This is a genomic window from Streptomyces sp. NPDC002573, assembly GCF_042889625.1.
GTDB classification, from domain to species: Bacteria; Actinomycetota; Actinomycetes; order Streptomycetales; family Streptomycetaceae; genus Streptomyces; species Streptomyces gibsoniae.
Window position 1 is genome coordinate 1 of sequence record NZ_JBIARC010000080.1, and the last position, 24,853, is coordinate 24,853.

General features: G+C 68.6%; 25 protein-coding genes and 1 pseudogene. 10 read left to right on the forward strand and 16 right to left on the reverse strand.

Going from position 1 to position 24,853, the window contains the following annotated elements; translation table 11 throughout:
* Both ACFYX0_RS40045 and ACFYX0_RS40050 read right to left on the reverse strand, forming a co-directional pair.
* Positions 1–409, reverse strand: a 409-nt coding sequence (locus ACFYX0_RS40045; protein WP_388978830.1) for a transposase family protein, incomplete at its 3' end; no start/stop codon positions are given.
* 206 nt (positions 410–615) lie between these two features.
* Positions 616–768, reverse strand: coding sequence for a hypothetical protein (locus ACFYX0_RS40050; protein ID WP_388978775.1), 153 nt, complete (start codon positions 766–768; stop codon positions 616–618).
* A gap of 642 nt (positions 769–1,410) precedes the next feature.
* Here ACFYX0_RS40050 and ACFYX0_RS40055 point away from each other — a divergent pair.
* The 3 genes and pseudogenes from ACFYX0_RS40055 to ACFYX0_RS40065 all read left to right on the forward strand — a co-directional run.
* A complete protein-coding gene (locus tag ACFYX0_RS40055) occupies positions 1,411–1,878 on the forward strand; it encodes a peptidoglycan-binding protein (protein WP_388978778.1) in 468 nt (155 codons plus the stop codon).
* Positions 1,879–2,267: 389 nt separating this feature from the next.
* Complete coding sequence (locus tag ACFYX0_RS40060; RefSeq protein WP_388978779.1) at positions 2,268–2,822, forward strand: trimeric intracellular cation channel family protein; 555 nt, start codon at positions 2,268–2,270, stop codon at positions 2,820–2,822.
* Positions 2,823–3,079: 257 nt separating this feature from the next.
* Positions 3,080–3,484: pseudogene (locus ACFYX0_RS40065) on the forward strand (SDR family NAD(P)-dependent oxidoreductase); the annotation flags it as partial.
* 41 nt (positions 3,485–3,525) lie between these two features.
* Here the strand turns inward: ACFYX0_RS40065 and ACFYX0_RS40070 are convergent.
* Entirely contained in the window at positions 3,526–4,221 is a 696-nt protein-coding gene (locus ACFYX0_RS40070; protein WP_388978781.1) for a glycerophosphodiester phosphodiesterase, read from the reverse strand.
* A gap of 246 nt (positions 4,222–4,467) precedes the next feature.
* Here ACFYX0_RS40070 and ACFYX0_RS40075 point away from each other — a divergent pair, with 246 nt between their 5' ends.
* From ACFYX0_RS40075 to ACFYX0_RS40085, 3 genes are all read left to right on the forward strand, one after another.
* Positions 4,468–5,505, forward strand: a complete 1,038-nt coding sequence (locus tag ACFYX0_RS40075; RefSeq protein ID WP_388978783.1) for a hypothetical protein — start codon at positions 4,468–4,470, stop codon at positions 5,503–5,505.
* Between the two features lie 431 nt (positions 5,506–5,936).
* Positions 5,937–6,371, forward strand: coding sequence for a hypothetical protein (locus ACFYX0_RS40080; RefSeq protein WP_388978786.1), 435 nt, complete (start codon positions 5,937–5,939; stop codon positions 6,369–6,371).
* Positions 6,372–6,671: 300 nt separating this feature from the next.
* Positions 6,672–6,815, forward strand: coding sequence for a hypothetical protein (locus ACFYX0_RS40085; protein WP_388978789.1), 144 nt, complete (start codon positions 6,672–6,674; stop codon positions 6,813–6,815).
* A 234-nt stretch (positions 6,816–7,049) separates the two neighbouring features.
* On the opposite strand, the gene ACFYX0_RS40090 is transcribed toward ACFYX0_RS40085, so the two are convergent.
* From ACFYX0_RS40090 to ACFYX0_RS40105, 4 genes are all read right to left on the reverse strand, one after another.
* Positions 7,050–8,033: a DNA-3-methyladenine glycosylase I gene (locus tag ACFYX0_RS40090; RefSeq protein ID WP_388978791.1), complete on the reverse strand. Its 984-nt coding sequence runs from the start codon at positions 8,031–8,033 to the stop codon at positions 7,050–7,052.
* Positions 8,034–8,616: 583 nt separating this feature from the next.
* Positions 8,617–9,855 (reverse strand): IS256 family transposase, encoded by a 1,239-nt coding sequence (locus ACFYX0_RS40095; protein ID WP_388978793.1) that lies wholly within the window; start codon positions 9,853–9,855, stop codon positions 8,617–8,619.
* Between the two features lie 186 nt (positions 9,856–10,041).
* Entirely contained in the window at positions 10,042–10,473 is a 432-nt protein-coding gene (locus ACFYX0_RS40100) for a VOC family protein (RefSeq protein ID WP_388978795.1), read from the reverse strand.
* Between the two features lie 790 nt (positions 10,474–11,263).
* Positions 11,264–12,265 carry a helix-turn-helix transcriptional regulator gene (locus ACFYX0_RS40105; RefSeq protein ID WP_388978798.1) on the reverse strand — a complete coding sequence of 334 codons (1,002 nt, stop codon included), beginning with the start codon at positions 12,263–12,265 and terminating at the stop codon, positions 11,264–11,266.
* 305 nt (positions 12,266–12,570) lie between these two features.
* Between ACFYX0_RS40105 and ACFYX0_RS40110 the strand changes: the two genes are divergently transcribed.
* Positions 12,571–12,927: a hypothetical protein gene (locus ACFYX0_RS40110; RefSeq protein WP_388978801.1), complete on the forward strand. Its 357-nt coding sequence runs from the start codon at positions 12,571–12,573 to the stop codon at positions 12,925–12,927.
* Positions 12,928–12,935: 8 nt separating this feature from the next.
* On the opposite strand, the gene ACFYX0_RS40115 is transcribed toward ACFYX0_RS40110, so the two are convergent.
* From ACFYX0_RS40115 to ACFYX0_RS40125, 3 genes are all read right to left on the reverse strand, one after another.
* Entirely contained in the window at positions 12,936–13,526 is a 591-nt protein-coding gene (locus ACFYX0_RS40115; RefSeq protein ID WP_388978804.1) for a hypothetical protein, read from the reverse strand.
* A gap of 446 nt (positions 13,527–13,972) precedes the next feature.
* Positions 13,973–15,193 carry a metallophosphoesterase gene (locus ACFYX0_RS40120; protein ID WP_388978807.1) on the reverse strand — a complete coding sequence of 407 codons (1,221 nt, stop codon included), beginning with the start codon at positions 15,191–15,193 and terminating at the stop codon, positions 13,973–13,975.
* Positions 15,194–15,395: 202 nt separating this feature from the next.
* A complete protein-coding gene (locus ACFYX0_RS40125) occupies positions 15,396–16,271 on the reverse strand; it encodes a trypsin-like serine peptidase (RefSeq protein WP_388978810.1) in 876 nt (291 codons plus the stop codon).
* A 544-nt stretch (positions 16,272–16,815) separates the two neighbouring features.
* On the opposite strand from ACFYX0_RS40125, the gene ACFYX0_RS40130 reads away from it, so the two are divergent.
* The gene (locus ACFYX0_RS40130) at positions 16,816–17,319 is read left to right on the forward strand and encodes an LURP-one-related/scramblase family protein (RefSeq protein ID WP_388978812.1); all 504 of its coding nucleotides are present in this window, start codon (positions 16,816–16,818) and stop codon (positions 17,317–17,319) included.
* 171 nt (positions 17,320–17,490) lie between these two features.
* Here the strand turns inward: ACFYX0_RS40130 and ACFYX0_RS40135 are convergent, their stop codons facing one another.
* A complete protein-coding gene (locus ACFYX0_RS40135; RefSeq protein WP_388978814.1) occupies positions 17,491–17,967 on the reverse strand; it encodes a hypothetical protein in 477 nt (158 codons plus the stop codon).
* Between the two features lie 196 nt (positions 17,968–18,163).
* On the opposite strand from ACFYX0_RS40135, the gene ACFYX0_RS40140 reads away from it, so the two are divergent.
* Positions 18,164–19,780 (forward strand): transposase, encoded by a 1,617-nt coding sequence (locus ACFYX0_RS40140; RefSeq protein WP_388978833.1) that lies wholly within the window; start codon positions 18,164–18,166, stop codon positions 19,778–19,780.
* A 109-nt stretch (positions 19,781–19,889) separates the two neighbouring features.
* Here the strand turns inward: ACFYX0_RS40140 and ACFYX0_RS40145 are convergent, their stop codons facing one another.
* The 5 genes from ACFYX0_RS40145 to ACFYX0_RS40165 form a co-directional block, all read right to left on the reverse strand.
* Positions 19,890–20,495, reverse strand: coding sequence for a DUF4328 domain-containing protein (locus tag ACFYX0_RS40145; RefSeq protein ID WP_388978817.1), 606 nt, complete (start codon positions 20,493–20,495; stop codon positions 19,890–19,892).
* Positions 20,496–20,798: 303 nt separating this feature from the next.
* Positions 20,799–21,110 carry a SpoIIE family protein phosphatase gene (locus ACFYX0_RS40150; protein WP_388978836.1) on the reverse strand — a complete coding sequence of 104 codons (312 nt, stop codon included), beginning with the start codon at positions 21,108–21,110 and terminating at the stop codon, positions 20,799–20,801.
* A 12-nt stretch (positions 21,111–21,122) separates the two neighbouring features.
* A complete protein-coding gene (locus tag ACFYX0_RS40155; RefSeq protein ID WP_388978819.1) occupies positions 21,123–21,383 on the reverse strand; it encodes a hypothetical protein in 261 nt (86 codons plus the stop codon).
* A 274-nt stretch (positions 21,384–21,657) separates the two neighbouring features.
* Complete coding sequence (locus ACFYX0_RS40160) at positions 21,658–22,824, reverse strand: FAD-dependent oxidoreductase (protein ID WP_388978822.1); 1,167 nt, start codon at positions 22,822–22,824, stop codon at positions 21,658–21,660.
* Between the two features lies 1 nt (position 22,825).
* Entirely contained in the window at positions 22,826–23,296 is a 471-nt protein-coding gene (locus ACFYX0_RS40165) for a hypothetical protein (protein WP_388978825.1), read from the reverse strand.
* Between the two features lie 72 nt (positions 23,297–23,368).
* Here ACFYX0_RS40165 and ACFYX0_RS40170 point away from each other — a divergent pair, with 72 nt between their 5' ends.
* Positions 23,369–23,962, forward strand: coding sequence for a PadR family transcriptional regulator (locus tag ACFYX0_RS40170; protein WP_388978828.1), 594 nt, complete (start codon positions 23,369–23,371; stop codon positions 23,960–23,962).
* Positions 23,963–24,853 lie beyond the last annotated feature (891 nt).

A 24,853-nucleotide genomic window follows, 5' to 3' on the forward strand; every position in this document is an offset into this window, starting at 1 on the left:
TCAGCGTGCGCAGTGCGGACGAGCGGGAAACCGGGAACGCCAGGACACGGGAGATGCGGGCGCCCGCTCGGCCCGCTAACTCCTTCACCACGGCCTCGAGTTGGGCAGTCAAGCGGTTTGTGCGGCGCTGATGGCGCTCCACGGTCCCGGGTACCTGCTCACGGAACGTCTGCCGTGGACAGTCCCGCACGCGGCATACCAGACGCCGCAGCCGGACCGAGATCCTGACCCGCCGCCCGTCCACCGGGACGTCAGCGAGCGTACGGGTATGAAAGCCGTGGACCTTCTCCGTCGGCGTCCCGCAGGCCGGGCACGACACCGGGCCGCCCTGCGTCCGTGCCGACACCAGGACCGCGTCCCCGTCGTCCACTACCCCCTCCACCGCCAGCGCGGACAATCCCGAAAACACAATCCCGACAAGGGAGTTCGCATCAGCCACGCTCGATCATGACACACCGTCACCACCGACTACGGGCCAGAGCCTGATTCATGACACTCCCGGCTCTGGCTCGACTTCTCTGGGGCGGTCACGTCAGGTGATGGCGGAACGTCCGGGACTTCCCGTCCATGCTGGTGGCCCCATTCGATCGGTCTTCGGGATCTCGGACTGAGGGTTCAGAGTTGCCCCGTGGGCGGTACAGCGAACTTGGCGAGATGCCCTTGCTGGAGCACCACGACGGCGTAGCGGCTGCACTTGCAGTACTCGATGTCACCGTCGGACGTGGGGTGACAAGACAGCAGTTGCCAGGTCGGCCGGGACGCTGTCACGGTGCAGCGCCACTCCCGGAACGGCAGTGATCGGGTCGGGTGCCCCGCAGGTCGTGGCGTGCCGGAGCAAGTCGGTGATACGCCAGCTGGCGCGGAAGCGTCGCGCCGTACCTGCTCGACCTCGGAATACGAGCCGGACAGCCGCGGCCGCCGACCGAGGGTGAGTAGCACTATGGCCGGGAGTTGAAGACACAGGGCGAGGTTCAATCACCGTGGCCGCGCACTGAGGCGTACGTCCAGCAGTACGACCCCGGTGCGTCGTCGTGCCATTCCACACCGCTTGCGGGACAGAGCCGCTCCTGACAGACCCTCGGCGCCCGGTTAGTGATTCAGGGCGGTTTCGTGATGCATCCGGTGGCTGCGTCGGACTGTGGCCTGGCGGTCTCGGGCCAGGCGGAACAGTGCACCAACCTGGCCACGGACATGACTGGTGGGAGCGGCCGATCAGCAGCTGGCGGCCATATCCACAACGTGCGGTGAGTTCCGGTCCGCGATCCGCTCGGGCGCCCGCGCCGCCCCCGAAGACGGGCAGGGTAGACCGAAAGGCGTCTGCTGAGGGACGAAGTCCGCTGGCACGATCGTCCCTGCGCGCAGCGGGCATCGCTGCCCGTACCCATGACCTCAGACCTCACGGAGAGACGTATGCGCAGGAGAATGCTGGCAAGGACGCTCGTCGGCTTCACCGCCGTCATCGGCACGGCCGCCGGGAGCCTGGCGGGCGCCACTGCCGGCTTCGCGGCGTCCGACCAGGTTCACAAGCCCGTCGTGGCTGTCCGGGCCGCTGCGCCGAACGCAGTGGTCAACCTCGGCCTGAACACCACCCAGGCCAAGGGCTTCCAGCGCTGGCTGGCGGCGAACTGGCAGTACACCGACTCGATCGATGGGCAACTGGGCCCCAATAGCTGGAAGGCCGAGCAGCGCCACCTCAAGGCGTACTGGAACTACACCGGTGCGATCGACGGGATCGTCGGCGGCGGCACGGTGTCGGCCCTGCAGCGCTTCCTGAAGAACAACGGCTGGGGCTACACCGGCCCGATCGACGGGGTGGCCGGTTCCGGGACCCAAGCGGCGTTCGCCACGTTCGCCAACTGGTGCGTGGCCAACTACTAAGAGTCATCACGTAATGTTGTGATGTCCGCCCGATGTCTGTGCGCGGCTGGCATGCCTGTGTGGCGTGTCAACCCCGTGCAGCCGGCTGTTCCGACGTGGGCCTTGTGCCGCTCGTTCGCGGGTCGGGTCTCATTCGGGGTAAGTCCGGTACCGGGTGGTGGCGCTTTACCGAGCAGAGGCCCGCGGCCGGAAGCATCCGGCTTGTGGGCTGCCGCGTGGTGCGGCCCCGGGTGGGGCGGGCACCGCGCTGCGGTTGACTCGACAGCGCTTCTTGCAGCCCTTCATGGAACAAGATTCGTGTGTGGCGCGCCTGGACTATGTCCAGGCGCGCGGTGCTTGGGTCGTCGGGGTCGGTGAGGTGGACGTGGGCGCAGAGGGCGGCGGAGACCTTGTCCCGGTCGCCGGTCAGCCCGCAGGCGGGGCAGTGGTGGATGCGGTCGGCCCTCCGCGACACCCTGTTGCAGCACGGCACCCCCGCGGCCCTGACCGACTATGCCTATCTCGCTGTCGCCACTGCCGGCACCATGTTGGCCTTCGTGACCGCCTTGAGCCGCCACACCTCCGGTTGGGCCTTCAACCTCCTGGATGCCTCGGCGCTCAGTGTCTGGGCGGTCGCCGGGGCGCAGAAGACTCTCGCTGTCGGCCTGGGCTGGCTGCCGGCTGTGTTGCTGGGCACCATCACAGCGGTCGGCGGCGGTGCCATCCGGGATCTGCTGCTGGCTCGCACCCCCTCCATCTTCGGTGGCACTCCGTTGTACGCGATCGTCGCGGTGCTGGTGAGTGTGGTGATGGTGGTCTGCAGTCGGCCCGGCGGACCCACCGTCGGCGTCCTGGCCGGAATCGCGGTCGGTATCTCTCTGCGGCTGGCCGCGTTCACCTGGGGCTGGAAGCTGCCGGGCAGCCGCGACTGGCCGCCGAGGTCGTCCAAGGACCGGGGTTCCTGAACGCGAGCTCCGACCACTCACCTGGAAAGTGCGGTGTACAGCCATGACTCCCAAGGACTCCGCGGATGCTGTCCTGGCCGGGCTCGCTGATATCCGGTCCGAGCTCGAAGACTTCTACAGGGACCTGTACGCCCAACCCGAGCTGGGCCACCAGGAGTACCGGACCGCGACCCTCGTGGCGGAGCGCCTGAGAAGCTGCGGCTACCAGGTGCACGAGGGGATCGGCGGTACCGGCGTGGTGGGCGTGCTCGCCAACGGTGAGGGGCCGACCGTTCTGCTACTGCGCGGCCAAGTTCGCGGTGGAGGGCTTCATGGAGTCGCTGGCCCCGGTCGCCGCGAACGTCGGTGTCGACGTCACCGTGATCGAACCGGGAGCGGTGGCGAGCGAGTTCGTCGCCAGCGCGGTCCCCGACCTGCCCGCACTGGTGAACGCTGCCGGTCCGTACGCCCCGGCCCTTCAGGCGTACGACCGCACGATGAAGTCCTTCGGGACGGCACAGACGGCCGACGACGCGGTCGCGCCGATCGTCGAGGCGCTCACGACGGAGAAGCCCGCGTTCCGGATGCAGACCTCCGACTGGGCCCGCGGATTCGTCGGGACCAAGCTCACCGATCTGGACGGATCCGCGATCCAGTCACTCACCCACGCCTGGGTCCGGTAACCAACAGCGCCGCCGAAGACAGCATGGATGGATAGGAGAGGTCAGGCCGTGGCCTCGACCAGCCGCTTCATGCCGGGCTGGTCGGTCACACAGCCCACCAGACCGAGCGTCCGGGCCAGCGCCAGGTCGCGCTCGTCGTTGACGGTCCAGGCCATCACGTCGATGCCGGCGTCGCCGCACTTCTCCACGATGGCTCGGTTCAGCTGGCGCAGCTCCACGCTGACTAGGGTGGAGCCGACCTTCTGAGCGCGGCCGACGAAGGTGTCGCGGTGCGCGCTGGGGCCTGCCACCAGCACGGTGCGGGCCTGCGGCAGCAGGTTGTGGATCTCGATCAGCGCGACGTCGTGGAACGACAGCACCGAGACCCGGTCCAGCAGGTCGCGGTCGGTGAGGACCTTGGCCAGCGATTGGGCGGCGGCCACGTCCTTGATCTCCGCCTGGATCGGCAGCGTCGGCGCGACGGCGTCCAGTACCTCCTCGAACGTGGGGATGCGCTCCCCGAGGCCGGCGTCGAGCTTCTTGAGCTTCCGCAGCTTCTGGTCGGCGATGGGACCGGCGCCGTCCGTCGTGCGGTCCAGGGTCTCGTCGTGCATGACGACCAGCTCGCCGTCCTTGCTCAGGTGCAGGTCCAGTTCGATGCCGTCCAGCCCCTCGCGTTCGGCCCGCAGGAAGGAGCGCAGGGTGTTCTCCGGCTCGGCGGCCATGACACCGCGGTGGCCGATGGTGAAGAAAGACACTTGGTTGCCGTCCTTGGGTGGGGTGGTCCGGGCAGTCGCACGAGTGCCGTGCCCCTGCCGGAGCGCCCAAGCCTAGTGGGCCCGTCTGTCCGCGCGCTCAGCCCGCCTGGACCGCCAGGTGCGCGCCAAGGACGGGTGCGTCGGGTCTCGCTCGCAAGGAGCAGTGGCCATTTGCAGACCGCGCTGTCCAGTCACAGCTCATGATCCACCACTCACGCTCTCGCGTGTTCGATTTTCTGTTCGATAATGTGGGGTGTGGAGGTGGACGTGGTGAACGCCGACGCGAGCGCACGCGGGGAGTCGACAGTGATGCATGTGCGCTGCCCGGACCGCCTGCCGGAAGAGGTCTACCGGCAGGTCCTGGAGCAGCTGGCCGATCTGTCACCGGTGGTGCAGGCCCTGCCGCCGTCCGCGGCCCTGGTGGAGCTCAGGGGAGCTCTTCGGTATCACGGAGCCGACGCCCGCCGGCTGGGCGAGGTGCTGCGGATCCGTACGATCTCCCGCCTCGGCGTGGACGTCCGCGTCGGCATCGGGCCGTCCGTCACGGTTGCCGCCTCCGCCTCCGCCTCCGCCCAGCTCCCGGCACGGGGCGGGGTCCTGGCCATTGAGCCGGACCACGTCGACGAGTGGCTCGGACCGCTGCCTGTGGAAGCCCTGTACGGCATCGGCCCGCGCCAGGCTACGGCTCTGCGCGACTACGGGATCCACTGCGTCGGCCTGCTCGCCACCGTTCCGCCCGCCACCGTGCAGCGCCTGCTCGGAGGCAAGGCCGGCCGCCTCGCAGCCGAGCGGGCCCGCGGCAACGACCCCCGCCCGGTCATTCCCCGGGCTCTGCCCGACTCCGCCACGGTCCGCCGTGTCTTCTCCCGGCACACGTTGGACGGCACCGCCGTACGAGCCGCCCTGCTGGACCTGGTCGTCCAGCTCGGACACCTGCTGCGGCAGCGTGGACAAGCCGCCCGAGCCTTGACCCTGACTCTGCGCTTCGCCGGCGGCACATCGTGGGACAAGACCCGCCGCCTGCCCGAACCGTCCGCGCACGAGGACGATCTGCGCGTCCTGGCCTACCAGCTCATGGACGCCGCCGGCCTGCAGCGCGGCCGCCTGACGGGACTCGTCCTCAAGGGCCAGGACCTCATCGACGCAGCCCAGGTCGCCCAGCAGCTCAGCCTGGACGGCGCCCGCGAAGACCGCCTCGTCGCCGAAGCAGCCATGGACCGCATCCGCGCCAAGTACGGCCGGGGCGTGGTCGGACCCGCCACCATCTTCCGCCGCGTTTCCTGACCAGTTCACCGACCCCATCGAGGCGAGCCGTGATTCTCGGCCGCGAGTAGTCGCCATGCAGAAAATCCCTTGAGATTGATCTTGCCCTTCCGGGGCCGAAGTTCCCGGGCGGAGACGCCCGTCGCGCCCCCTGCTCCACTCAGTTCCAGGGCCCAGACACGACCATGAGCCGACGGCTGCCCCTTGCAAGTCGTGACGGCGTCGATGTCGTCCTGTCCGCCGTCCGACGGCCCCTCGTCGGCCTCAACTGACCCTCTGGCAGCCGCTCCGCAGGCCCGTCGTGTCCCACGTAGACGTCACGTGGAGCGGTTCTGCGCAGGTCGCAGGCGTGAACGTCCCGGGATGTCGTCACTTGCCCCGCACCGATGGCAAGGCGCTCTGCCCCTGCGAGATGGTCCTGCCACCCGCCACGTCAACGGGAGAAGGACACAGTGAACCGCCTCAAGAACCTTGCCGCCATCGCTATGACGACCGCCCTAGCCGGTGCGGCGACCGGCCTGGCCTCCCCGGCCCACGCCACAACGACATCCCAGAGCCGCGTCGCCACCTCGACGGTTTCTGCGGCTTCGAAGGTCTACTTCATCTCCTCCTCACCGGTGACCATTCCGGGCTGCAAGGCGTGGATGAACGGCAAGAGGCCCGGCCCCAAGGTGCAAGGGCTCGTGCAGACCTGGAACGGCTCGACCTGCGCGATGCGCCTGGAGATCGACCACGATCAGCAGACCAAGTGGGCAGACAGTGCGGGCACAGGAAAGGGCCTCAACAAGGCCGGCACCAAGTTCCACTACGACGGCCATGGCTACAAGGCCCGCGTCTGCGTGAACAACATGAACAACGGCTGGGTCGGCTGCGGGGCCTGGTACTGATTCCTGGCCCCGTCCCGGGCGCAGCGAGGCCACTGATCCGCCTCCAATCGGCCTCGGCACGGGCCTTGCCCCCTTCTCCCCGACCCGTCTGGCCGGGGAGAAGGGGCCGCAAGTGAGCAGCATGACGGCGATGGCCACGACGACTGCCCGTGACCGACAAGATGGTCGACTCACCAAGTGGGGCCGCCGACCCGGGATGTCCTGGTCGGCGCTGGCGTGTCCTGCGCGTCCCCGACCAAGCCATTTGGGGCGCTGCGTCGGGTCTTCGCGGCGCCGGACGACGTGGCCGAGGTGGCCGAGGTGGCCGAGCGAATGGTGTTGAGGGCTTATCCGGGCCAGGCGGTGTACGGATCCGCTACCCATGGCCGGAGGGCCGACATGATCGCCGCGGTGCTGAAGGCGACCGCTGACGACCTGGAGGCAGGCCACCTCCACGGGGGCTGACGGGCAGGGCGGGACATGGTTGCTGGCCGTCCCCTCCGGCACCGTCATCGCCACGGTCAGCCAGCTGCCAGGCCGCAGTCACTACGCGCTGCTGACGATGCTGAAGTACGCGAAGACCAAGGCGGTCACGGTGCGGGAGCGTCGGCAGACGCGTCGGAGAGACTGCCCGACGCGTTGTCAGATGTTGGCCGAGATACCGGTGTCGAAGCGGCGGACGGCAGCAGCCGGTCGGGTTCAGCGCCAGCCACCGTGGCGAGGCTCCACGTGCTCGCCGAACGGCGGGTCGAACGCCTGTCCGTTGTCGTCGGTCACGACGTAGTCCGGTTCGGTCTTCGAGGCGGCCGCTTGCAACCGGGTGACGAGGTCAGTGACAGGCACGATACGCAGCGACAGGGCTGCGGCTACCTGGGCAGCTTCGTTGTCGATATCCGGGTTGTACTTGTCACGGGATCGTTCAAGGTGTCCAGCGGAGATCTGCATGACCTTCACATCGCCACCACCCGAGAATTTGAGGCAGTCCTGCCACTCCAGCCCGATGATGATCTCCAGCGCGTCCGCCAGGTCATCGGCGAGCAGCCCGCCTTCCCCTTCGGAACTCGCGAACACCACCGGCCGGCGACCGTCTTGCTCGGCACACAGGAAGTACGCCCCGCCAGCGGACTCTCCGGCGATCGCCTCCAGTGGCGCACCCGAGGCAAGTCTCAAGCCGTCGCCATTGTGCTTCCGGTGGATGTCGAAGCCGAACGATGACCGCAGCAGCTTGGACAGGGCGATCGAGGTGGGCGAGGTCGTGACGGTCTGCGGATCGGGCGGCTCAGCCGGGTCGGGTTCGTAGCGCCAGAAGAACGCGGCCAGTGACCCCTCCTGGTCGAGCATCGCCTCCGCACACCGGGCGTTGTTGATGATCGCCTCGATCTTGCCCCGGTGGCGGACGATGCCGGCGTCCTGAAGCAGGCGCTCGACGTCGCGCGCGCCGTAGCGGGCGACCTGTGGGATGTCGAAGCCCGCGAAGGCAGCCCGGAAGTTCTCCCGCTTGGCCAGGATCGTGCGCCAGCTGAGTCCGGACTGGAAGCCTTCCAGGCTCAGCTTCTCGAACAGGCGCCGATCGTCGGCGACCGGGAAGCCCCATTCGGTGTCGTGGTAGGCCAGGAACTCCGGTGCGGCGGCGCTCCAATGGCAGCGAGGGCGGCCGTCCGGGCCCTGAACGGGAGTGGTCATCAGCTTCTTTCATCGGTCAGGAGAGCAGGATCGTCAGTCGGTCGTCGACCGATCCGAGGGCTGTCTCGTTGGAATCCGCGCGGGCCGCGTCGTGGGCAGCGATCGGGGCGGCGTTCATACGGTCCTCGAGCTTCTCCTTCGAGGCGCAGCCCCGCAGCGCCGCCCGTCGCCCACGCGCGATCCGTCGTCGCCGGCAGGAAACCGGCCGTGTGCCGAGTAGGTGACATCTACCTGACGTACGGATATCGGGGGCAAAGCAAGTCGGCTACGTCCACGACGTTGCATCGCCGCTTCCGGGGCAAGCGGGCGATCTCCGCCGGCAGCGGCACACGCTCTCTGACATGATCCCCGACAGAGTCCCTCATTCTGGAAGCCGACCGTCCCTTTCGTCCTGAGTCGATGAAGCAGCCGAGCACGCTGTACTGCTCGTCCGGACGCCTACGTGCATCCGGAATGTCGAGCCCGTTGAACCGGTCGTCGGCCGGACGGGCGCTTCACCGTCGGGACGTTGCGCGTCGCCCATCTCCTGGCACGGGCGGGCGCAGCCGAGCACGGATCGTGTCCCTCGTCGTGGTGTAGGGGATCAACTGTCGGGCGTGTTCGTGGTGTTGGGTAGCGCGGGGGCGCTTTCGGGGAGTCCGGGGTAGAGCTGGTCCATGCTGCCTTCGGGCAGGTAGCGGCGGGGGAAGGCGATCCACTCGTCGTGCAGCTCGAACAGCACGGCGGTCACCAGCCGCAACAGCGCGTCGTCGTTGGGGAAGACCTGGACGACGTCGGTCCTGCGCTTGATCTCGCGATTGATCCGTTCCAGCGGGTTCGTCGATTGGATCTTCTTCCAATGTCGTTCCGGGAAGGCGGCGAAGGCGGTCAGGTCGTCCTTGGCCTCCAGCAGCATCTGTTTGACCTTGGGGAACTGGCCTCCGAGCATGTCGGCGACGGTGTCGACCTGGGCCCGGACCGCTCTCTGGCTGGGCTGGGCGAAGATGGTGCGGATGGTCGCGGCGACCATCTCACCGGCGTCCTTCGGGATCACGCCGAAGACGTTGCGCAGGAAGTGGACACGACATCTTTGGTAGGCGGCGCCGATCATCACCTTGCGGATCGCGTTGACGAGGCCGGTGTGGTGGTCGGCGAGGACCACGCGGACCCCGCTCAGGCCGCGTTCGCGCAGGTGACGCAGGAACTCGGTCCAGAACGCCTCGGTCTCGCTGTCGCCGACCATTACGCCGAGGACTTCCCGGCCGCCGTCCTCGGTGATGCCGGTGGCGATGACCACGGCGCGGGAGGCGATCTGGTGGTTGACCCGGGCCTTGCAGTAGGTGGCGTCGAGGTAGATGTAGGGGAAGCGGGTGTGGTCCAGCGGCCTCGTGCGGAAGGCGGTCAACGGCTCGTCCAGGGCGGCGCAGATCCGGGAGACCTCGCTCTTGGATATCCCGGTGTCCGCCCCCAGGGCCTTGACCAGGTCGTCGACCGACCGGGTGGAGACGCCCTCGACGTACGCCTCCATGATGACGGCATAGAGGGCCTGGTCGATGCGGCGCCGCCGCTCCAGCAGGCAGGGGAAGAAGCTGCCGGCCCGCAGTTTGGGGATGGCCAGCTCCAGGTCGCCGGCCTGTGTGGTGAACGTCTTGTCCCGGTGCCCGTTGCGGTAGTTGGTGCGGGTGTCGGTGTGCTCGTTCCACTCGGCTCCGATCTTCGCCGCGGCCTCGGCCTCGATCAGTTCCTGCAGCATCCGCTCGGCGACGCTGCGGACGAGTTCGAGTCCCTCGGCCGAACGCAGTGACTCCAGCAGGCGAAGTAGTTCAGACTGGGACAGGGCCACTGTGTGTCTCCTCCCCTCGATGAACTGGGCGTTTATCAAGGAGAGTTGCACGGTGGCCCGTCCTATGCGCAGGGAGCGGGCGCCACCAGCCGGAGCACACCGGCGCACTACTCAGGGTTGATCGGCTACACCATCACGCGGGACGCCATCCGAGCACGTCAGAAGCCTCGCCGGGGCATGTGCATATCAGGCTGGGCGCTTGGGATTGAACTCCTTGTTGACGAACTCGAGCTCGTTGCCGTCGAGGTCGATGACATTCGCGGCGTAGTAGCCAGGGCCGAAGTAGGCACGCAGAGCCGGCTCGCCGGCATCCTGGCCGCCGGCGGCCAGGGCGGCAGCATAGGCGGCGTCAACTTCCTGCGGACTGTCGGCGACGAGGCCGAGATAGAGGCCGGTCTCGCCCGGCTTGCGCTCACGCAGCCAGATGCTGTTACCGATGACCCCACCCGACCCATAGGACCGATCGGCGAGTCCGAAGAGATCGGGGACACTTGCGGGGCCTGCGCTTGAGTCGTACTCGAAAAGCTCCCGCCACCCGAGCGGCTTGAGCGCCGCAGCATAGAAGGCGCGCGAGCGGCTGACATCCTTCACCGAGATGTAAACATGGTCAATCATCATGGAATCCCTTGTTGCGTTTTGCCGATTGTCACTTCGAGGGACGTCTCACATTCAGCGCTCTTGCTCAGAACGGGGGCACCGTCGGGAAACATGATCGATCCCTGTCTCGTCCCTCTATGAGGAGTCGAAGACGCCACAAACGTAGCGAGAGTCCAGGTCTGTTCCGGTCCTGGACTCCCGCCACCGGCTCGGAAATTGAAGGCCACCTCGGCCCGCGATGCGACCGCCCGCGGTGTTGCGTCTGGAGGATCGAGCACGTCTCGTGCACGAAGCGGTACACCGAGCGGCAGTAAGCGGCGTACGAGCACACCTGGGAGGTCCAGGACGCCTGCGGCCACCACGCGTTCGAGGACACGGAGTGGGGCCGGCGGTTCCGCCGGTCAACGCCGCGACGCTGTGGACCCCCGCTACCTGGACGCCGCCGAGCAGCCCGAGCACCTGGTGCCGGACGAGGACGTCGCCCGGCTCTCCCCGCTGCGGCATGCCGCCTCGACGTTCTGGGCCGCTACGGCTTCCGCGCGTACGGCCCGGTCGGCGAGGCGCCGCGGGCACTGCGCGACCCGGCGGAGGCGGACGACGACGAGACCCCGGAAGGCCGCCTCCCCCTGGGCTGCCAGGAGTGGTCGGTGCGGACGATGGACAGGGCGGGCTCGGCCGGCACGCGCGGTGCGGTCGTATGCCGGCTTGAGGCCGGTGACGTGGCACTCCTGGCGCGGCGACGAATGCGGCTGCCGAGCCGCTCGATGGTCACTGCCGAAGTGGCTACCCTGGCCCCGAAGTTGATCGCGGACTACCTGCCATGTGCCTCGCCGCTGGCCGACGGCACACCTTGCCGGGGGCGGGAGCGGTCGCTCTCTGCGCCCTGGACAGCCTCTACGAACTGCGCCGCACGATGCCGGACCGCCTCGTCGACCCCATCGGATGCGACCAGGCTCAGCGGCGTCGGCAGACGGAACAATGCCGCAGCGAGACTGTCGGGAGAGACGCCGCCGATCGTGATGAAGGTGTGGTCCGGACCGTCGGCCCGGCAGCTGCCCACATGGGGCGGAACGATCTGGCGTGCCCTCGCCAAGGGCACAGCGACTCGCGCGGTCGCGTAGTACGGATAGTCGCTCACCAGCATCTTCGTCACCATGTCCGCGGCGTCCGGCGGGTCGTTGAGTTCGACGCCGACCCCGGTCGTCTGGGCGGCGGCGACGCGGTCCGCACGGAACGTCCGCCATTCACGTTTGGCCACGTCGAACGCGACCAGGTACCACCGGTTCGGGCTGCGAACCAGCCGATGCGGATCCACCTGCCGCCTGGTCTCGGTGCCACGGGCGTCGCGGTACGTGAGCGTCAGCCGTTCCCCGCGGTGGCAGGCGGTAGCGATGTCGAACAACAGCGGGACGGCGACTCGGCCGCGTTCGGGCTGCATGATGTCGACGGAGCCGCCGTCCACCGCGTCGAGTCGCTCGATGACCCGCGCCGGCAGCAGGTGCCTGAGCTTGAGCAACGCCGACATCGCGGCTGGATCGCCGCCGGGGGCCTCGCGCAGCGCAGCGAACACCGCGAGGGCTTCCTCGTCGTCGAGTGTCAGGGGCGCCATTCGTTTGCCGGGGCCCAGGCGATAGCCGCCGTATGGGCCACTCTCGGAGTCGATGCCGTACCCCGCTTCGCGCAGGCGAGCGACGTCGCGGCGCACGGTCCGTTCGGTGACGTCCAGCCGCTGCGCCAGCTCGGTGTTCGTCCACGACGGCCGGCTGGACAACACCGCGAGCAGTCGCAGCAGGCGGGCTGAGGTGGCAGTCACACTTCCGATGCTATTCGAGCAGCCGGAGACTCTGGAGGGCGCCTTCGCGGCCGGTGACAAGGTGCTGCTGATCTCCGGCAGCGAGATGGGGCAGTAGCTCTCGCGGCACAAGACCGTGGTCGAGGCCGCGCGGAAGGCCGGCGTCGCCCTGCTCTGCTACACCGGAGTCCTCGACGGTGACCAGGCCGGCTTCAGGCCGCCTACGGGAACAAGGCCACCGAGGCGCTGATCCGGGAGTCCGGCATCCCCTTCGTCCCTCTGCGCAGCGGCTGTACACCGAGAACTACACCGCCACGCTCCCGGTTGTGCTGGAGCACGGCGCGGTGGTCGGCAACACCGGCGAGGGCCCGGGTCGCCTCGGCCCCCACGAGGACTACGCCGCCGCCGCGGCGCCCGTGCTGACCGGTGAGGGCCATGAGAACCAGGTGTACGAGCTCAGCGGCGACGTCGCCTGGAGCTTTGCCGAGTTCGCGGCCGAGGCGGCGCGGCAGTCCGACAAGCCGGTGGTCTACCACGACGTCCCGACGGAGCGGATCCTGCTCGGCGCCGGTCTGCGCCGACCCGACGCCGAGATATTCACCGACGTCAACGAGGGGATCCAGCGCGGTGAGCCCGCCATCACGACCGGGGACCTCGCCCGACCGATCAGTCTGCCACTTTGACCTCGTTGTCACGACGCCACCATGCCCGACCGGATGCGCCCCCACGCCCAATTGGCTTGGCAACCCGCTCCACCGGCTGCGGCCTGCTGAACTTCCAGGATCATCAACTCCTCCTGCCCGCCGATCTGCGGATCCACAAAGCCGCCCAGCTCCGGCACCCACACCTCGACGCCATAGTGCTCGAAGAGCGGGGCCATGGTCGCGAACTGATTGCCGCAGAAGGCGCGTTCACCGGAGTCGATGACGAGCGCGTCGAAGTCCCGGTCGGGGTCGGCCATCGCGTCGAGCAGGGCGACCGCCTTGGGTCGGCGCGCCCAGGGGATGGTGCGGCTGCGTCCGGTGTCGAAGAACTCGGCGACGATCCGTCCGTGTCCGCAGACCAGGGCCTGGGCGCGTAACAACTGCCAGGCGTGCGACGTGTCCGGGTCCTGATGGTCCTCGGTGGACACCCGGCCGTGGAACGGAAACCGCCGACCACGGTCGGGCGGCATGTCGGCGGGGGAGGAGCAGGGAGTCCAGGTGCGGGCCCAGTCCGCAACAAGGACCTGGTCGGCTGTGGAGGAGGAGGCTTGTCCGGTCGGCCGGTGCCACGCTGCCATGGTCGGCGCCTCCCCTCAGCCGTCGTGCGTGCCTTCCGGTCTGACTCAAGGAGCCAGACCACTGAAGGGGGTCGACATTCAAAGTCGGAGACTGGTCTCCTTTCCAAAGGCCACCGACAGCCCTTTCTGAGCTGCTGTCTTCTTCGGGGCCTTCAGCAGCTCGTGGACGTCGGCAGGCCCGTTCTCACCGCGAGGAGCCTTCGCTCTCGAAACGGATTCGTTCAGTGTGGCCATGAGGTCGAAGACCTCTCCCAGTGCTGTCGGCGGTTCGCGCGCTGCGGGTATTCGGCGGGTCGCGGCGCTCATGAGCGGGCGGCTCGTGGGGTGATGTCCTTCGGCGCCATGGTCCGCTACTGGTCCGGGAGGAACTCTCTTGGGTGCCAGACCATAACGTGAAGAACCTGATCGATTACGAAGAGTAGCTTCGCGGGTGCGCCCACCCAGTGCTACGGCGAGGCGGGCAGATGCGGGGAGCGGAGCACGAGCAGGGTGATCTCGCTGGGGGCGAAGACGCGGAACGGCGGGCCCCAGAAACCGGTGCCGCGGCTGGTGTAGAGGAGGGTGCGGGGGCCGTGGTGGCTGAGACCGGCGAGGGCGGGCTGGTCGATGCGAACCAGGTGGTGGAAGGGCCAGATCTGGCCGCCGTGGGTGTGGCCGGAGAGCTGGAGGTCGATGCCGGAGGCTGCCGCCCGGTCGACGAACTTGGGCTGGTGTGCCAAGAGCAGGACGGGCAGGTCAGGATCGGCGCCGTTCAAGGCTCCGGCGAGGTGAGCGCGGTGGCCTGCCAGGCCGGAGGACTCGGCCGTGACGTCATCCACGCCGGCGACCACGAGGGTGTCGCCTCCGCGTTCGAGCAGCAGATGGCGGTTGCGCAGCGGCTCCCAGCCCAGCTCGTCCATCAGGTCGACCCAGCCCTGGGCCTCGCTGTAGTACTCGTGGTTGCCGGTGACGTATACACGGGCCCGGGTGGCCCGCACGGTACCGAGTGGGGCGGCCTGGGCGCGGCGGCGTTCGGCCGTGCCGTCCGCGATGTCGCCGGTGTGGCAGACCAGGTCGGCTTCCAGAGTGTTCACCGTCTCGCATACCCGTGCCGACCAGCGAGCGCGATCGAGTGGGCCGTAGTGGGTGTCGGTGATGAGGACGACGCGGGTGCCGTCCAGCCCGGCACCCAATCGCGGGAGTTGCACGTCGAGTCGGCGCACGCGTGGCACGCGGCGGGCTTCGGCGTACCCCCAGGCGAGTAGTACGGCGGTTATGCCGAGGACGGCCCAAGTGACAATTCGAGCCCGCTCCTGACCCTCGTCGACGCCGGCCACGGTCAGGACGAGCCGCAATGGGACGCCGAGCAGGATGGACCAGGTGAACAGAACCCAACTGGTACCCAGCAGGGTGTCACCGACGATCGCCGCCCGGTCCTGCTGGCGCCGGCCGTGGCCGCGCACCATCGCGAGCGGCATACCGACGAGGCCGAGGACGAACAGGGCGGTGCCGACCAGCGTCACGGCCAGCGGCCAGTGCTGGCCGCTGTGCAGGAGCACCCAGCAGGGCACGGCCCACAGCAGGACGGGAGCGATCCGGGGGATGTAGCGCATCAGGCGGTGCAGTCGGCTCGGCCGCGGCGCTCGCGCTTCACCCTCGGCAGGTCGGATGTTACTGGTGGCGGTCACGCTGCCCCTCCCTGACCAGACTGCTGTCTCGCGCACTGTATCCGGTCACCCTGGGGTGGGCGTCCTCGCGGCTGTTCGACGACGAAGCCGCGGAGGCCGTGGGAGGCATCGGCATCCCACCAGCCCTGGACAGCAGATGCTGCAAGCCGTCCGGGGTTGGGTTCCCCGCGTGCCCCGCGAGCGTCCAGCAGTTCTGTTGGGTTTAGTCCTCGTCCTGGGCGCGCCGGTAGAGCTTGGCGATGTCGTCGTCGAAGTACGCGGCGTAGGAGACATCGTCCTGGTCGCCGCCGCCCTCGTGGCCGCCCAGGACGCCGATGACCGTGCCGGTGTGGCTCTTGGGGTCGTAGTCGGTGAGCCAGGGGCTGCCGCTGGTCCCGTCCTCGAGGTCGGTGCACTGGATGCGCAGCTGGGTGTCGCTGAACTTCGTGGTGCGGTTCTGGCACGAGATCGGGGTGTCACGGCTGGTGGGATAGCCGGTGATCTTGACCTTGTCGTCGAAGCCGCGGTTCATGCCGAGGGTGTTGCCGCCCAGGACGTCCTGGATGTCCTTGCCGTCCTTCTGATCGACGACGAGGAAGGCGACGTCGAGGTCCTCGTCCTGCGACTTGGCCCAGCGGTCGTCGACGACCACCTTGCTGACCTTCCACAGGCCGGTGGGTTCGTCACCGTTACGGTAGCCGGGGGCGAAGACAAGGTCGTTCACCGGCTGTCCGGAGCCGGCGTCGAAGGCGCAGTGGGCCGCGGTGATCAGCATGTTCCGGCCCGGACTCTGCACCACGCTCGCGGTGCAGAAGTGGGCGCCCTGGTCGTCCTTCTCGAAGACCGCGCCGATCCGGGCGTTCTCCTCGGTCCTGCGGGGAGTGTACGCGGTGCCGTCCTCGGCCGGGGCCGTCGCGGAGAGGGCCTGATCCTGGTCCTGGTCCTGCGGGGACTGGCCCGGCTCGCCGGACTTGCCGAAACCGCTGCGCCAGCTGCTTCCGGCCGTATGGGTTTCCTCCGCGGCGTCGCCCATCACTGCGGCTGCCCCGACGATGACCAACGTCAGGGGCAGGATGGCATTCCTGGCTAGTGAGCGCACAAGGTCATTATCGACGCGGGCCGGGAATCCGGGAGGTACTTCACCTGGAGGCTCCCGTCACAATCCGCCGTCCGACCCCTGCCCTCCCAGCTCTGACGGTCCCCGACCCACTGGCTCTTCGGGTGGTTGTCGGGGGTGGTGACGTGTGGTGATCCCTGCGGTAGGCCGGTGGCATGCGGCGTGTCCGGTCCCGCCTGCCCACCGGCTCTCCACCGTGCCCACAGCCGAGCAGGTCCTGATGATCGAGCCCGGCCGGATCGCGGCACGCATGTCGGAACCGTGACGGCTGGCGAAAGCTACGCGCAACTCTTCCCCAGACCAAGGCAGCAGGCGGTCACGCGGGCGGTGCGAGCGGCCCGGCCCCGCTGGACTGCGGTGCGCTTCTGTGTTTTTTGACGCAGCGCGGTCCTTCGTGGGTGGCGGTACGTGGTGGTCATGAGCGACTCCCCGTCTCGGATGGAGCCAGTTGCCGCCTTGCGTAATGACGCAACTATTATCAGCGGACAGGTGTCCGCGCCATCTCTCGATCTTGGACGGGGTTTCCATGCGCTATCTGGTACGCGATCGCATGCTGGCGTTCCACGAGGAGGCCTGGGTCGAGACGGAGCACCGGCAGAAGTTGTTCAGGGTCGACCGCAAACTCCTGCGGCTGCGTACCACGTTCCACCTCGTGGACACCCAGGGCGACCAGGTCGCGAGTATCGTGAAGAAGGTCCTGACCCTTCATCACACGATCCTCATCAAGCAGAACGGCGAGACCATCGGCCGCATCAGTAAGCGGAGGTTCCGCTTCTTCGGCGACCGCTTCAAGGTCACCCTGCGGGACGGCCGTCGGCTCCGTATATCGGGGAACCTCTGGGATCGCGAGTTCGACATCGCGGACAACGGAACCACCCTGGCACACATCTCGCGCCGTTGGTTCAGCATCCGCGACGCCTATGCCGTGGACGTGATGTACGAGCCCGACTCGCTGCTGTTGGTCATCCTCGCCGTGTGCGTGGACCACGTCATCGAGGACGGCAGGGGCGAACAGCTCACCGATCTGTGACGCATGCTCGCATCCGGCGCACGTACCCATGCCGGCATACGTGCGCCTCGAACGCCGTACGCATTTGATGCTCGATGTTGTGCAGCCCTCCCCAGCAGACCCTTCCCGGATCGAGCACGGTCTCGGCGCCGGACAGGCTCCGACGGGCGTCGGTGATGTCCATCCGGTCCTTCACCAGTGAAGAGGCGTGTACGGCGCTGAGGGCGTCCCCTGTGGCAGGGATGCCCTCGGCGTGTCCTCCGCGTCAGCCGACGCTGCCGCACTCCACGGGGAAGTCCGGGGGCCAGGGCTGGGTGAAGTCGAACAGGGACGGGTCTTCGAACTTGCGGCCTCGCGCCATGAGGGGTTGGCGGAGACGACGAAGCTGTCCCCGTCCGGTTCGATCATCCAGGTGAAGCCCGCATCCTCGGCCGGGAGGTCATGACGCTCCTTCAGCACCGCGAACTCAGCCTCCGGCGCCGGGCGGACGTGAATCCCCTTCTGGTAGACGGGCTTGAGCAGCATGAGCTCCATATGTCCGAAGTACACCTCGACGCGGGTGTCCGTTCCGTCGACGGCGGTGGCGTCGCTGCGCAGCAGCAGCTGCCGGTGCGACGCCGCGAAGCTGACCACCCGGAACAGACGTCTCTCTCGTACGAAATCCGGCATTCTCTGTGTTCTTCCTGTCCTCGGGGTCTTCGGGTCACTGGGCCCAGCTCGGCTTCGGCATGTCTTTGACAAGGCTGGGCGACCCTGTTGCCCATTGGCAGTTGAGAGCTGACAGCGGCTTGGTGGTGCTGGCAGGGTTGGTGGTGCGGCCGGGTTCCTTCCTGATCCTCGGTCGTGGGGTGGGATGGGCGTGTCGATGGAGCCGCAGTCGTGGCCGGAGCCGGATCCCGTGGTGGCGCGGGCGGTGCGGGCGAAGAACTACGGGCGGCAGGTGCCGCTGCCGGTGCGCGACCGGCTGGGGGAATTATTCCCGGACGAGGAGTTCGCGCAGGCTTTCGGCGCGACGGGGCCGGCGGGCTGGTCCCCGGGTCGGCTGGCGTTGGTGACGGTGTTCCAGATGGCAGAGGACCTGACGGGCCGCCAGGCGGCGGAGGCGGTACGCGACCGGCTCTCGTGGGCCTACGCGCTCGGGTTGGAGCTGACCGACACCGGCTTCGACTTCACCGTGCTGTCCCAGTTCCGCACCCGGGTGGTCGAGCACCATCTGGAGGAGAAGGTCCTGGACCTGCTGCTGGAGAGGCTGACGGAGCAGGGTCTGATCGGCGCCGGGGGCAAACAGCGCACCGACTCCGCCCACGTCATCAGTGCGGTGCGCGGCCTGAACCGCCTGGAGCTGGCCGGGGAGAGCGTACGGGCGGCGGTGGAGGCGTTGACGGTGGCCGCGCCGCACTGGGCCGCCGACGTGCTGGACGTGCCCGGCTGGTCGCGCCGCTACGACACCCGCATCGACACCTGGCGCATGCCCTCCTCCGCCACCAAGCGTGAGCAGCTCGCGCTGACCTACGCCCGCGACGGCTTCGCCCTGCTCAGCGCCGTCTACGATCCGCGCTCCGAACCCTGGCTGCGCGAGCTGCCCGCAGTGCAGACCCTGCGCACCGTGCTGCTGCAGAACTACACCCGCACCACCACGCGGGGCGGACGCGAGGTCGTGGCCCGCCGCGCCAGGACCGAGGAGGGCGGTGACGGGCTGCCGCCCGGCCATCTGCGCATCGCTTCGCCCTACGACCTCGACACCCGCTGGTCCGCCAAGCGCGACACCTTCTGGAACGGGTTCAAACTGCATGTTAGTGAGAGCTGCACGGACGTGCCCGAGAAGGAGCGCACCGCCCCGAACCTCATCACGAACGTGGCCACCACCGCCTCCACCGTCCCCGACACCAAGGCCCTGGACGGCATCCACCAGCAGCTTCAGCGCCGAGACCTGCTCCCGGCAGAGCACTACCTCGACTCCGGCTACCCCAGCGCCGACCTGATCGTGAAGTCCCGCCAGGCCTACGGCATCGCACTGATCACCCCGGTCCTGCTCGACCAGTCCCGCCAGGCCCGCCAGAACGCGGGCTTCCAGGCCGACGCATTCACCATCGACTGGAAATACCAGCAGGTCACCTGCCCCCAGGGGCAGGTCAGCTCCTCCTGGAGCCCGTGCACCCAGCACGGCTATCCGATGATTGTGGTCGCTTTCACCAAGCCGACCTGCGGCCCCTGCCCGGTCCGCGAGTTGTGCACCACCAGCCGCCGGGGCTTGCGCCGGCTCACCTTGAACCCGCGCCCGCTGACCGAGGCCCTGCGCACCGCCCGTGCCGAGCAGGCCGACCGGGACTGGCAAGACGCGTACGCACTACTCGCCGGCGTCGAGGGAACCATCCGCCAGGCCCTCGCCGTCACCGACAGTCGCCGGCCCGCTACCGCGGCCTGGCCAAGACCCACCTCGAACATGTCCACAGCGCCGTCGCCCTCAACCTCATCCGCCTGAACGCCTGGTGGAACGGCAAGCCACTCGACCGCCGCCACACCAGCCACCTCGCCCGACTCGAACTCAGCCTCGCCGCGTAGCCGAATGGGCAACAGGGTCCCCCAGGTGCCTACGACGCCGGGGCCACCTGCACGGTTTGCTTCAGCATTCCGCTGAGCTGCCAGACGACGGCGGCGGACAGGGCGGCAGCGCAGATGTACAGGAGATCGCTTTCCATGACCCGCTGCAACGCCTGGCTGGTCTGGCTGGCAGTGTGCGCGTGCTTCTGCGCCGACAGGGCGTCGGTGCCCGTGGCGCCCGCCGCAAGGACGGAGAGCCACCAGAAGGTAAGCAGGGGATGGCCCCGCTCACGTCGCGATGCCGGCCGGGCGGCGGCCCACAGGTCGTTGACGAACATCTTCAGCACGAACACATCGGCAATGGGAACCACCCAGCCGAAGAACAACCAGGCACGGCTGCGACGCTGCCCCTCGGGCCAGACCAGCTCCGCCAGGTCGCGCATGCGCGACATCCAGACACTGAAGACCAGCACTGTCACGAGGGTAGCGCCGTTCCACCAGCCCCTCAGATTTCCGAACCATATGTCGGCGTCGATCAGCGGCAGCGCCTCGCTGCCATCCGGCTGAGCCGGCAGTGGCGGTGCGTGCATCACTTGGTACTTGTGCCACGCCGCTACCCCGGCCGCCGCAGTCAGCATTGCGTACGCGGCGAGCACGCCGCACGTCCATCGGGTCAGCCTGCCCAGTTCCCCTGCAGCCCTGCCCATTCCACACCTCCCGTAAGCCGCCCGTTTGGAACCTCCCGCAGGTCGGCGGAGGATCTTAACCTCACGGAGATGCGGAAGTCACGACTCCGCAAGCCGAACCGTGCCGACCCGCTCGCCCTGGGCCAGTCGCCCGCTGAGCCCTCCCACAGCAAGTGCGTACGAGTTGTCGGTCATACCTGCTGCGGAACTCCTTCTGCTATGCCGCCCGCCAGGACCAGGCCCGGACGCGCGCCCCCTCGCGCTGCAGCACGATCAGGGCCATGCCGTCGGCGAACGGCCGCCCGTATGCGCACGCAGGTCCGCGCCGATCCTGCGCACGAGCGCATCCGGACGCTGATCGGTCCAAACCGTCACCCGCTCCCCGAGGAGGTAGAAGCTGCCCATACATCTCCGGGCCTTGGTCACTCCGTCCGTGTACAGCACCAGCCGGTCGCCCGGGGCGAAACGGAATGTCAATCGGGCGTACTCGGTCTCCGTCAGGGCGCCAAGACCCAGTGGGGGAGCGGGGGCGCTGACTTCCAGGGGCGTGACGTGCCCCCCGGTGCACCAGAAGCAGCGGCAGATGGCCGAAACTCATCAGACGGGCACAGAGCTGGTCGTCCGGGATCTCCAGCATGGCCGCCGTGACGAAGCGTTCACGGGCCATTCGTCAGGATCCCCGCGGTGCGCCTGGCCCAGATCCCAGCCGCTGTGAGGGTCGGGGGAGGGGACGGCGATGGTCTTGGTCAGATGCTTCTCGTCGGTTGTTTCGGCTGGCTCGTTGACCGGCTTGGTGGTGGGCGTGTTGCGGACGCGGTAGCCCTTCTTGGGGGCCTTGGCGCCCAGGGTGGTGAGCATGTGGGGCTTGCTGCCCGCGGAGGTAGAGCCCCTGCTGCGCGCCTTGCTCTTCGACAAGCAGCGGCTTGCGCCTTTGCCGCAGCCGGGCCGGGCCGGCGCGCGGATCTGAGTCCGCCTGTTCTGAGCCGCAGCACGGTCGCCCCAGTAGAGCCGCCCGTCCATCGGCGCTGTGCCCCGGACGGGCGGCGTGCTGCTGCACGGCGCAGTGAAGTGCCGGTAGCGGAAGGCCGGTTGTCTGGGCCCTTCGGTAGAGCGACGGGCATCGGTGCCGTCCTCATACTGCAACGGGGGTGTCCCAGCGGATCCGGTGGTCGTACTGCCAGGCCATCTTCTCGGGGGTGGCCAGGCGGGCGAACAGCGGCAGGAGGGCGTCCCGGAACACGCGGCCCACCGGCCCTGCGGCCTTTCCGCTGTTGGTGCGGGCGGCCTGGGCGATGACGCGCTCGACCCGGTCACGACGGGCGTGTTCGTAGGCCGCGAAGGCCTCGGGGTGCGGCAGGTCCCGTAGGGTGCGGGCGAGTTCGACGGCGCTCTCCGCGGCGAGTGAGACGCCCTGGCCGGAGCTGGGGGACGTGGCGTGGACGGCGTCGCCCGCCAGCACCATCCGGCCGCGGTGCCAGTGCGGGACGTGCGGAAGGTCCTCCATGGGGCCGGAGGTGATCAGGTCCTCGGGGACGGTGCGCAGCAGCAGATCCAGGGCGGGGACCGTGTCTTTGGCAAAGGCCTCGCCCAGGATGCGCAGCCACTCCTCGTTCGGGGTCTGCCGCATTTCCTTACATGTCAGGTACGGGTGCGGGAGGTTGGCGAACCAGACGCCTGTGCCGTCGTCGAAGGTCTGGTAGCCGAAGAAGGCCCGGCGTCCGAAGGCCATGTACATGCGGTCGCCGGTGGGAGGCAGTCCGGTGCCGTCGACCTGGGCGCCGAACCCGAGCAGCCCCGAGTAGCGCGGCTGCGGGGCCTGGGGGTCGATCAGCCTGCGCGCGGTGGAGCGCAGGCCGTCCGCGCCGATCAGGACGTCGGCCTCCTCGCTCAAGGTGCCGTCGGCGAAGACCGCCCGGATGCCGGTGGCGCTCTCGCGGACGTCGACCAGTTCGTGGCCGTGATGGACCTGGATGCCTTGCTTCAAGGCCAGGTCGTAGAGCCGCCGGTAGAGGTCGGCGCGCCAGCTGAACTCCATCGGCTGGCGGATCTCGGTGATGGTCCGGCCCTTGTGGTTCTGCAGGACGATGGCGTTCATCGGGGCGCCGATCTGGCCAAGTCCGGTGAGGCCGAGGGCGGCCCGGCCGTTGGGAGCGATGCCGAGGGCTCCGCCGACGCCGTCGGCGGTGGTGGCGTGGGACTCGTGCACGGTGGCCGCGATCCCGGCCCGGCGCAGCGCGAGGGCTGCAACCGGGCCGGCGATGCCGCCGCCCACCACGATCGCGGTGCGGGTGCGGAGCATGTCAGTGGGTCCTCTCCCGGGTGGGGTCGTCGACGGTGGGCAGGGTGCCGCCGCTGTGGGCGCGGCGCAGGTCGTCCAGGTAGGCGCGTGAGCACATGGCGGTGAGCTGGGCGGTGCCGCCGCGGCGGAGGCGGATCTCGCCGTCGGTGACTGCTCCGGTCAGCCGCAGCCGGGCCGGTCCGGTGCCGGGCTGCGGGTCCTTCACCCGGCCGCGGCCGCGGAAGGCGAGGTCCCAACTGTCCGCGGTCACCGCGTCGGGCAGTAGCAGGGTGAGCGCGGCGGAGGCGAGTTCCAGGTGCACGGTGACCGGCTCGTCCCAGCTGATCCGCGAGGAGCGGAGGTCCAGAACGACGGTGGCGCGACGGGCGCGCACGTCGAACTCGGTGGCCTTGGTCCAGTGACCGAGGTGTTTGACGGTGGTGTGGTCCGCGTGGATGCGCTCGGCGGACGCGAGCGGGGTCGCTGTCGTCATGCATCGATAGTTGCAATGTGACTAGTCTCATGTCAACTAGTTCTCCTGAGATCGGTTCGGTAGGCTCCAGACATGCGCAGCTCCCCTCTCGGCCTCACCGTCCTCTCGCTGCTGCACATGCAGCCGCTGCACCCGTACGGCATCCAGCGGCTGATCAAGCAGTGGGGGAAGGACCAGGTCGTCAACGTCAGCCAGCGGGCGAGCCTGTACCGGACCATCGACCGGCTGCTCGACGCCGGACTGATCGCGGTGCGTGAGACCAGCCGGGATCAGCAGTATCCGGAGCGCACGGTGTACGAGGTGACCGACGCGGGGCGTACGACGACACGCACGTGGCTGCGGGAGATGCTGGTCGCGACGCGGTCGGAGTACCCGGAGTTCCCCGCCGCGCTCTCGTTCACCATGATGCTGCTGCCGCAGGAGGTGGAGGCCGACCTCGCCGCTCGAGCCACCCAAGTAAGGATGCAACTGGCCGAGTTGGAGGCTTCTGCCGAACAGTCCCGCCAACTGGCACTGCCCCGGATCACCGTACTGGAGGACGAGTACCGGCGCGCCGTACTGACCGCGGAACTGGACTGGCTCGACGCGGTCACGGCGGACCTCCGCTCGGGTGCGTTCACGTGGGACTTCGACACCCTGGCAGCGCTGGCCAGAGCCGCGTCCTGACGCCGGCCGGCGTAGGGGAGGGACTGCTGACGAGGGGCCGGGCGGTCGGATGTCGTGGCGGACTGGTCTCCCGAACGCTGCCGGATGCACTGGAGGGCGTCCCCGGCCGCAGTGGGGCGGTCCGACCGTCCGGAGGGGGACCGGGCTCGGCGACTGGGTCGAGGCCGGCATCGTGCGAAGGCTGCTTCAGCACTCTGGCCGGGCTCTGGCGGGGCTCGCCACCGCCGAGGGCATTCTCAGGGTGCGCTTCGGTCCGGGACTCGCTCGGCGGTCCACAGGGATCTCAAGGCCGTCGCGGCTCTCCATGAACCCGGGGCTGTTCCAAGGCTGGACGCGGGTGGTGGCGTAGCGGACCTTCGCCTCCCGCTCCATCGCCGGAGCCCTGCACCACTGGCAGCGGGCCGCCGCTGTTGCCGTACTTCTACGGCTTGCGTCGGCGCCCGGCGCGGACACCCGGGACGGATCGGCATGGGCGGGTCGGACTTTGTGATCGACGGCGGCGGGGGAGAGCTCATCGTCGTCTTTTGTGCCGCCCGAGATGTCTGGGTGGGTGTCGGGTCCGCACTGTGCCGGTGGTGATTGCGGCGCGGGGTTCCATGGGGGAAATCGCTTTACGGGGAGTTTGCGTCCGCGACTCAGTGCGACATCTCCCCGCTCTCGGTGTGAGGGCTCGCACAGGGCGCAGGTCACATACGAAGGCGCTTAGGGCGTAGGCGCGGTCCCCTTGAGCGGGCAGATGGCACGGTTTGACCCGCTTCGCCCGACCCGTTGCGACTACCGGGGATAGTACGTCACACCTTTGCCAGGGGTTTTTGCGGTCGCTAAGAATTGCATTCGTTGCTCGGCGCCGCGGTCTTCGGATCACGGCGTTTGTTGCTGGAAACACCAGTC

Coding starts and splice junctions, on each gene's coding strand:
- ACFYX0_RS40170 (WP_388978828.1), top strand. CDS start 23,369: ATGCGCAGCTCCCCTCTCGGCCTCACCGTCCTCTCGCTGCTGCACATG.
- ACFYX0_RS40140 (WP_388978833.1), top strand. CDS start 18,164: ATGGAGCCGCAGTCGTGGCCGGAGCCGGATCCCGTGGTGGCGCGGGCG.
- ACFYX0_RS40135 (WP_388978814.1), bottom strand. CDS start 17,967: ATGCCGGATTTCGTACGAGAGAGACGTCTGTTCCGGGTGGTCAGCTTC.
- ACFYX0_RS40075 (WP_388978783.1), top strand. CDS start 4,468: ATGTGGGGTGTGGAGGTGGACGTGGTGAACGCCGACGCGAGCGCACGC.
- ACFYX0_RS40160 (WP_388978822.1), bottom strand. CDS start 22,824: ATGCTCCGCACCCGCACCGCGATCGTGGTGGGCGGCGGCATCGCCGGC.
- ACFYX0_RS40090 (WP_388978791.1), bottom strand. CDS start 8,033: ATGACCACTCCCGTTCAGGGCCCGGACGGCCGCCCTCGCTGCCATTGG.
- ACFYX0_RS40165 (WP_388978825.1), bottom strand. CDS start 23,296: ATGACGACAGCGACCCCGCTCGCGTCCGCCGAGCGCATCCACGCGGAC.
- ACFYX0_RS40115 (WP_388978804.1), bottom strand. CDS start 13,526: ATGGCAGCGTGGCACCGGCCGACCGGACAAGCCTCCTCCTCCACAGCC.
- ACFYX0_RS40100 (WP_388978795.1), bottom strand. CDS start 10,473: ATGATGATTGACCATGTTTACATCTCGGTGAAGGATGTCAGCCGCTCG.
- ACFYX0_RS40155 (WP_388978819.1), bottom strand. CDS start 21,383: ATGCTCACCACCCTGGGCGCCAAGGCCCCCAAGAAGGGCTACCGCGTC.
- ACFYX0_RS40130 (WP_388978812.1), top strand. CDS start 16,816: ATGCGCTATCTGGTACGCGATCGCATGCTGGCGTTCCACGAGGAGGCC.
- ACFYX0_RS40055 (WP_388978778.1), top strand. CDS start 1,411: ATGCGCAGGAGAATGCTGGCAAGGACGCTCGTCGGCTTCACCGCCGTC.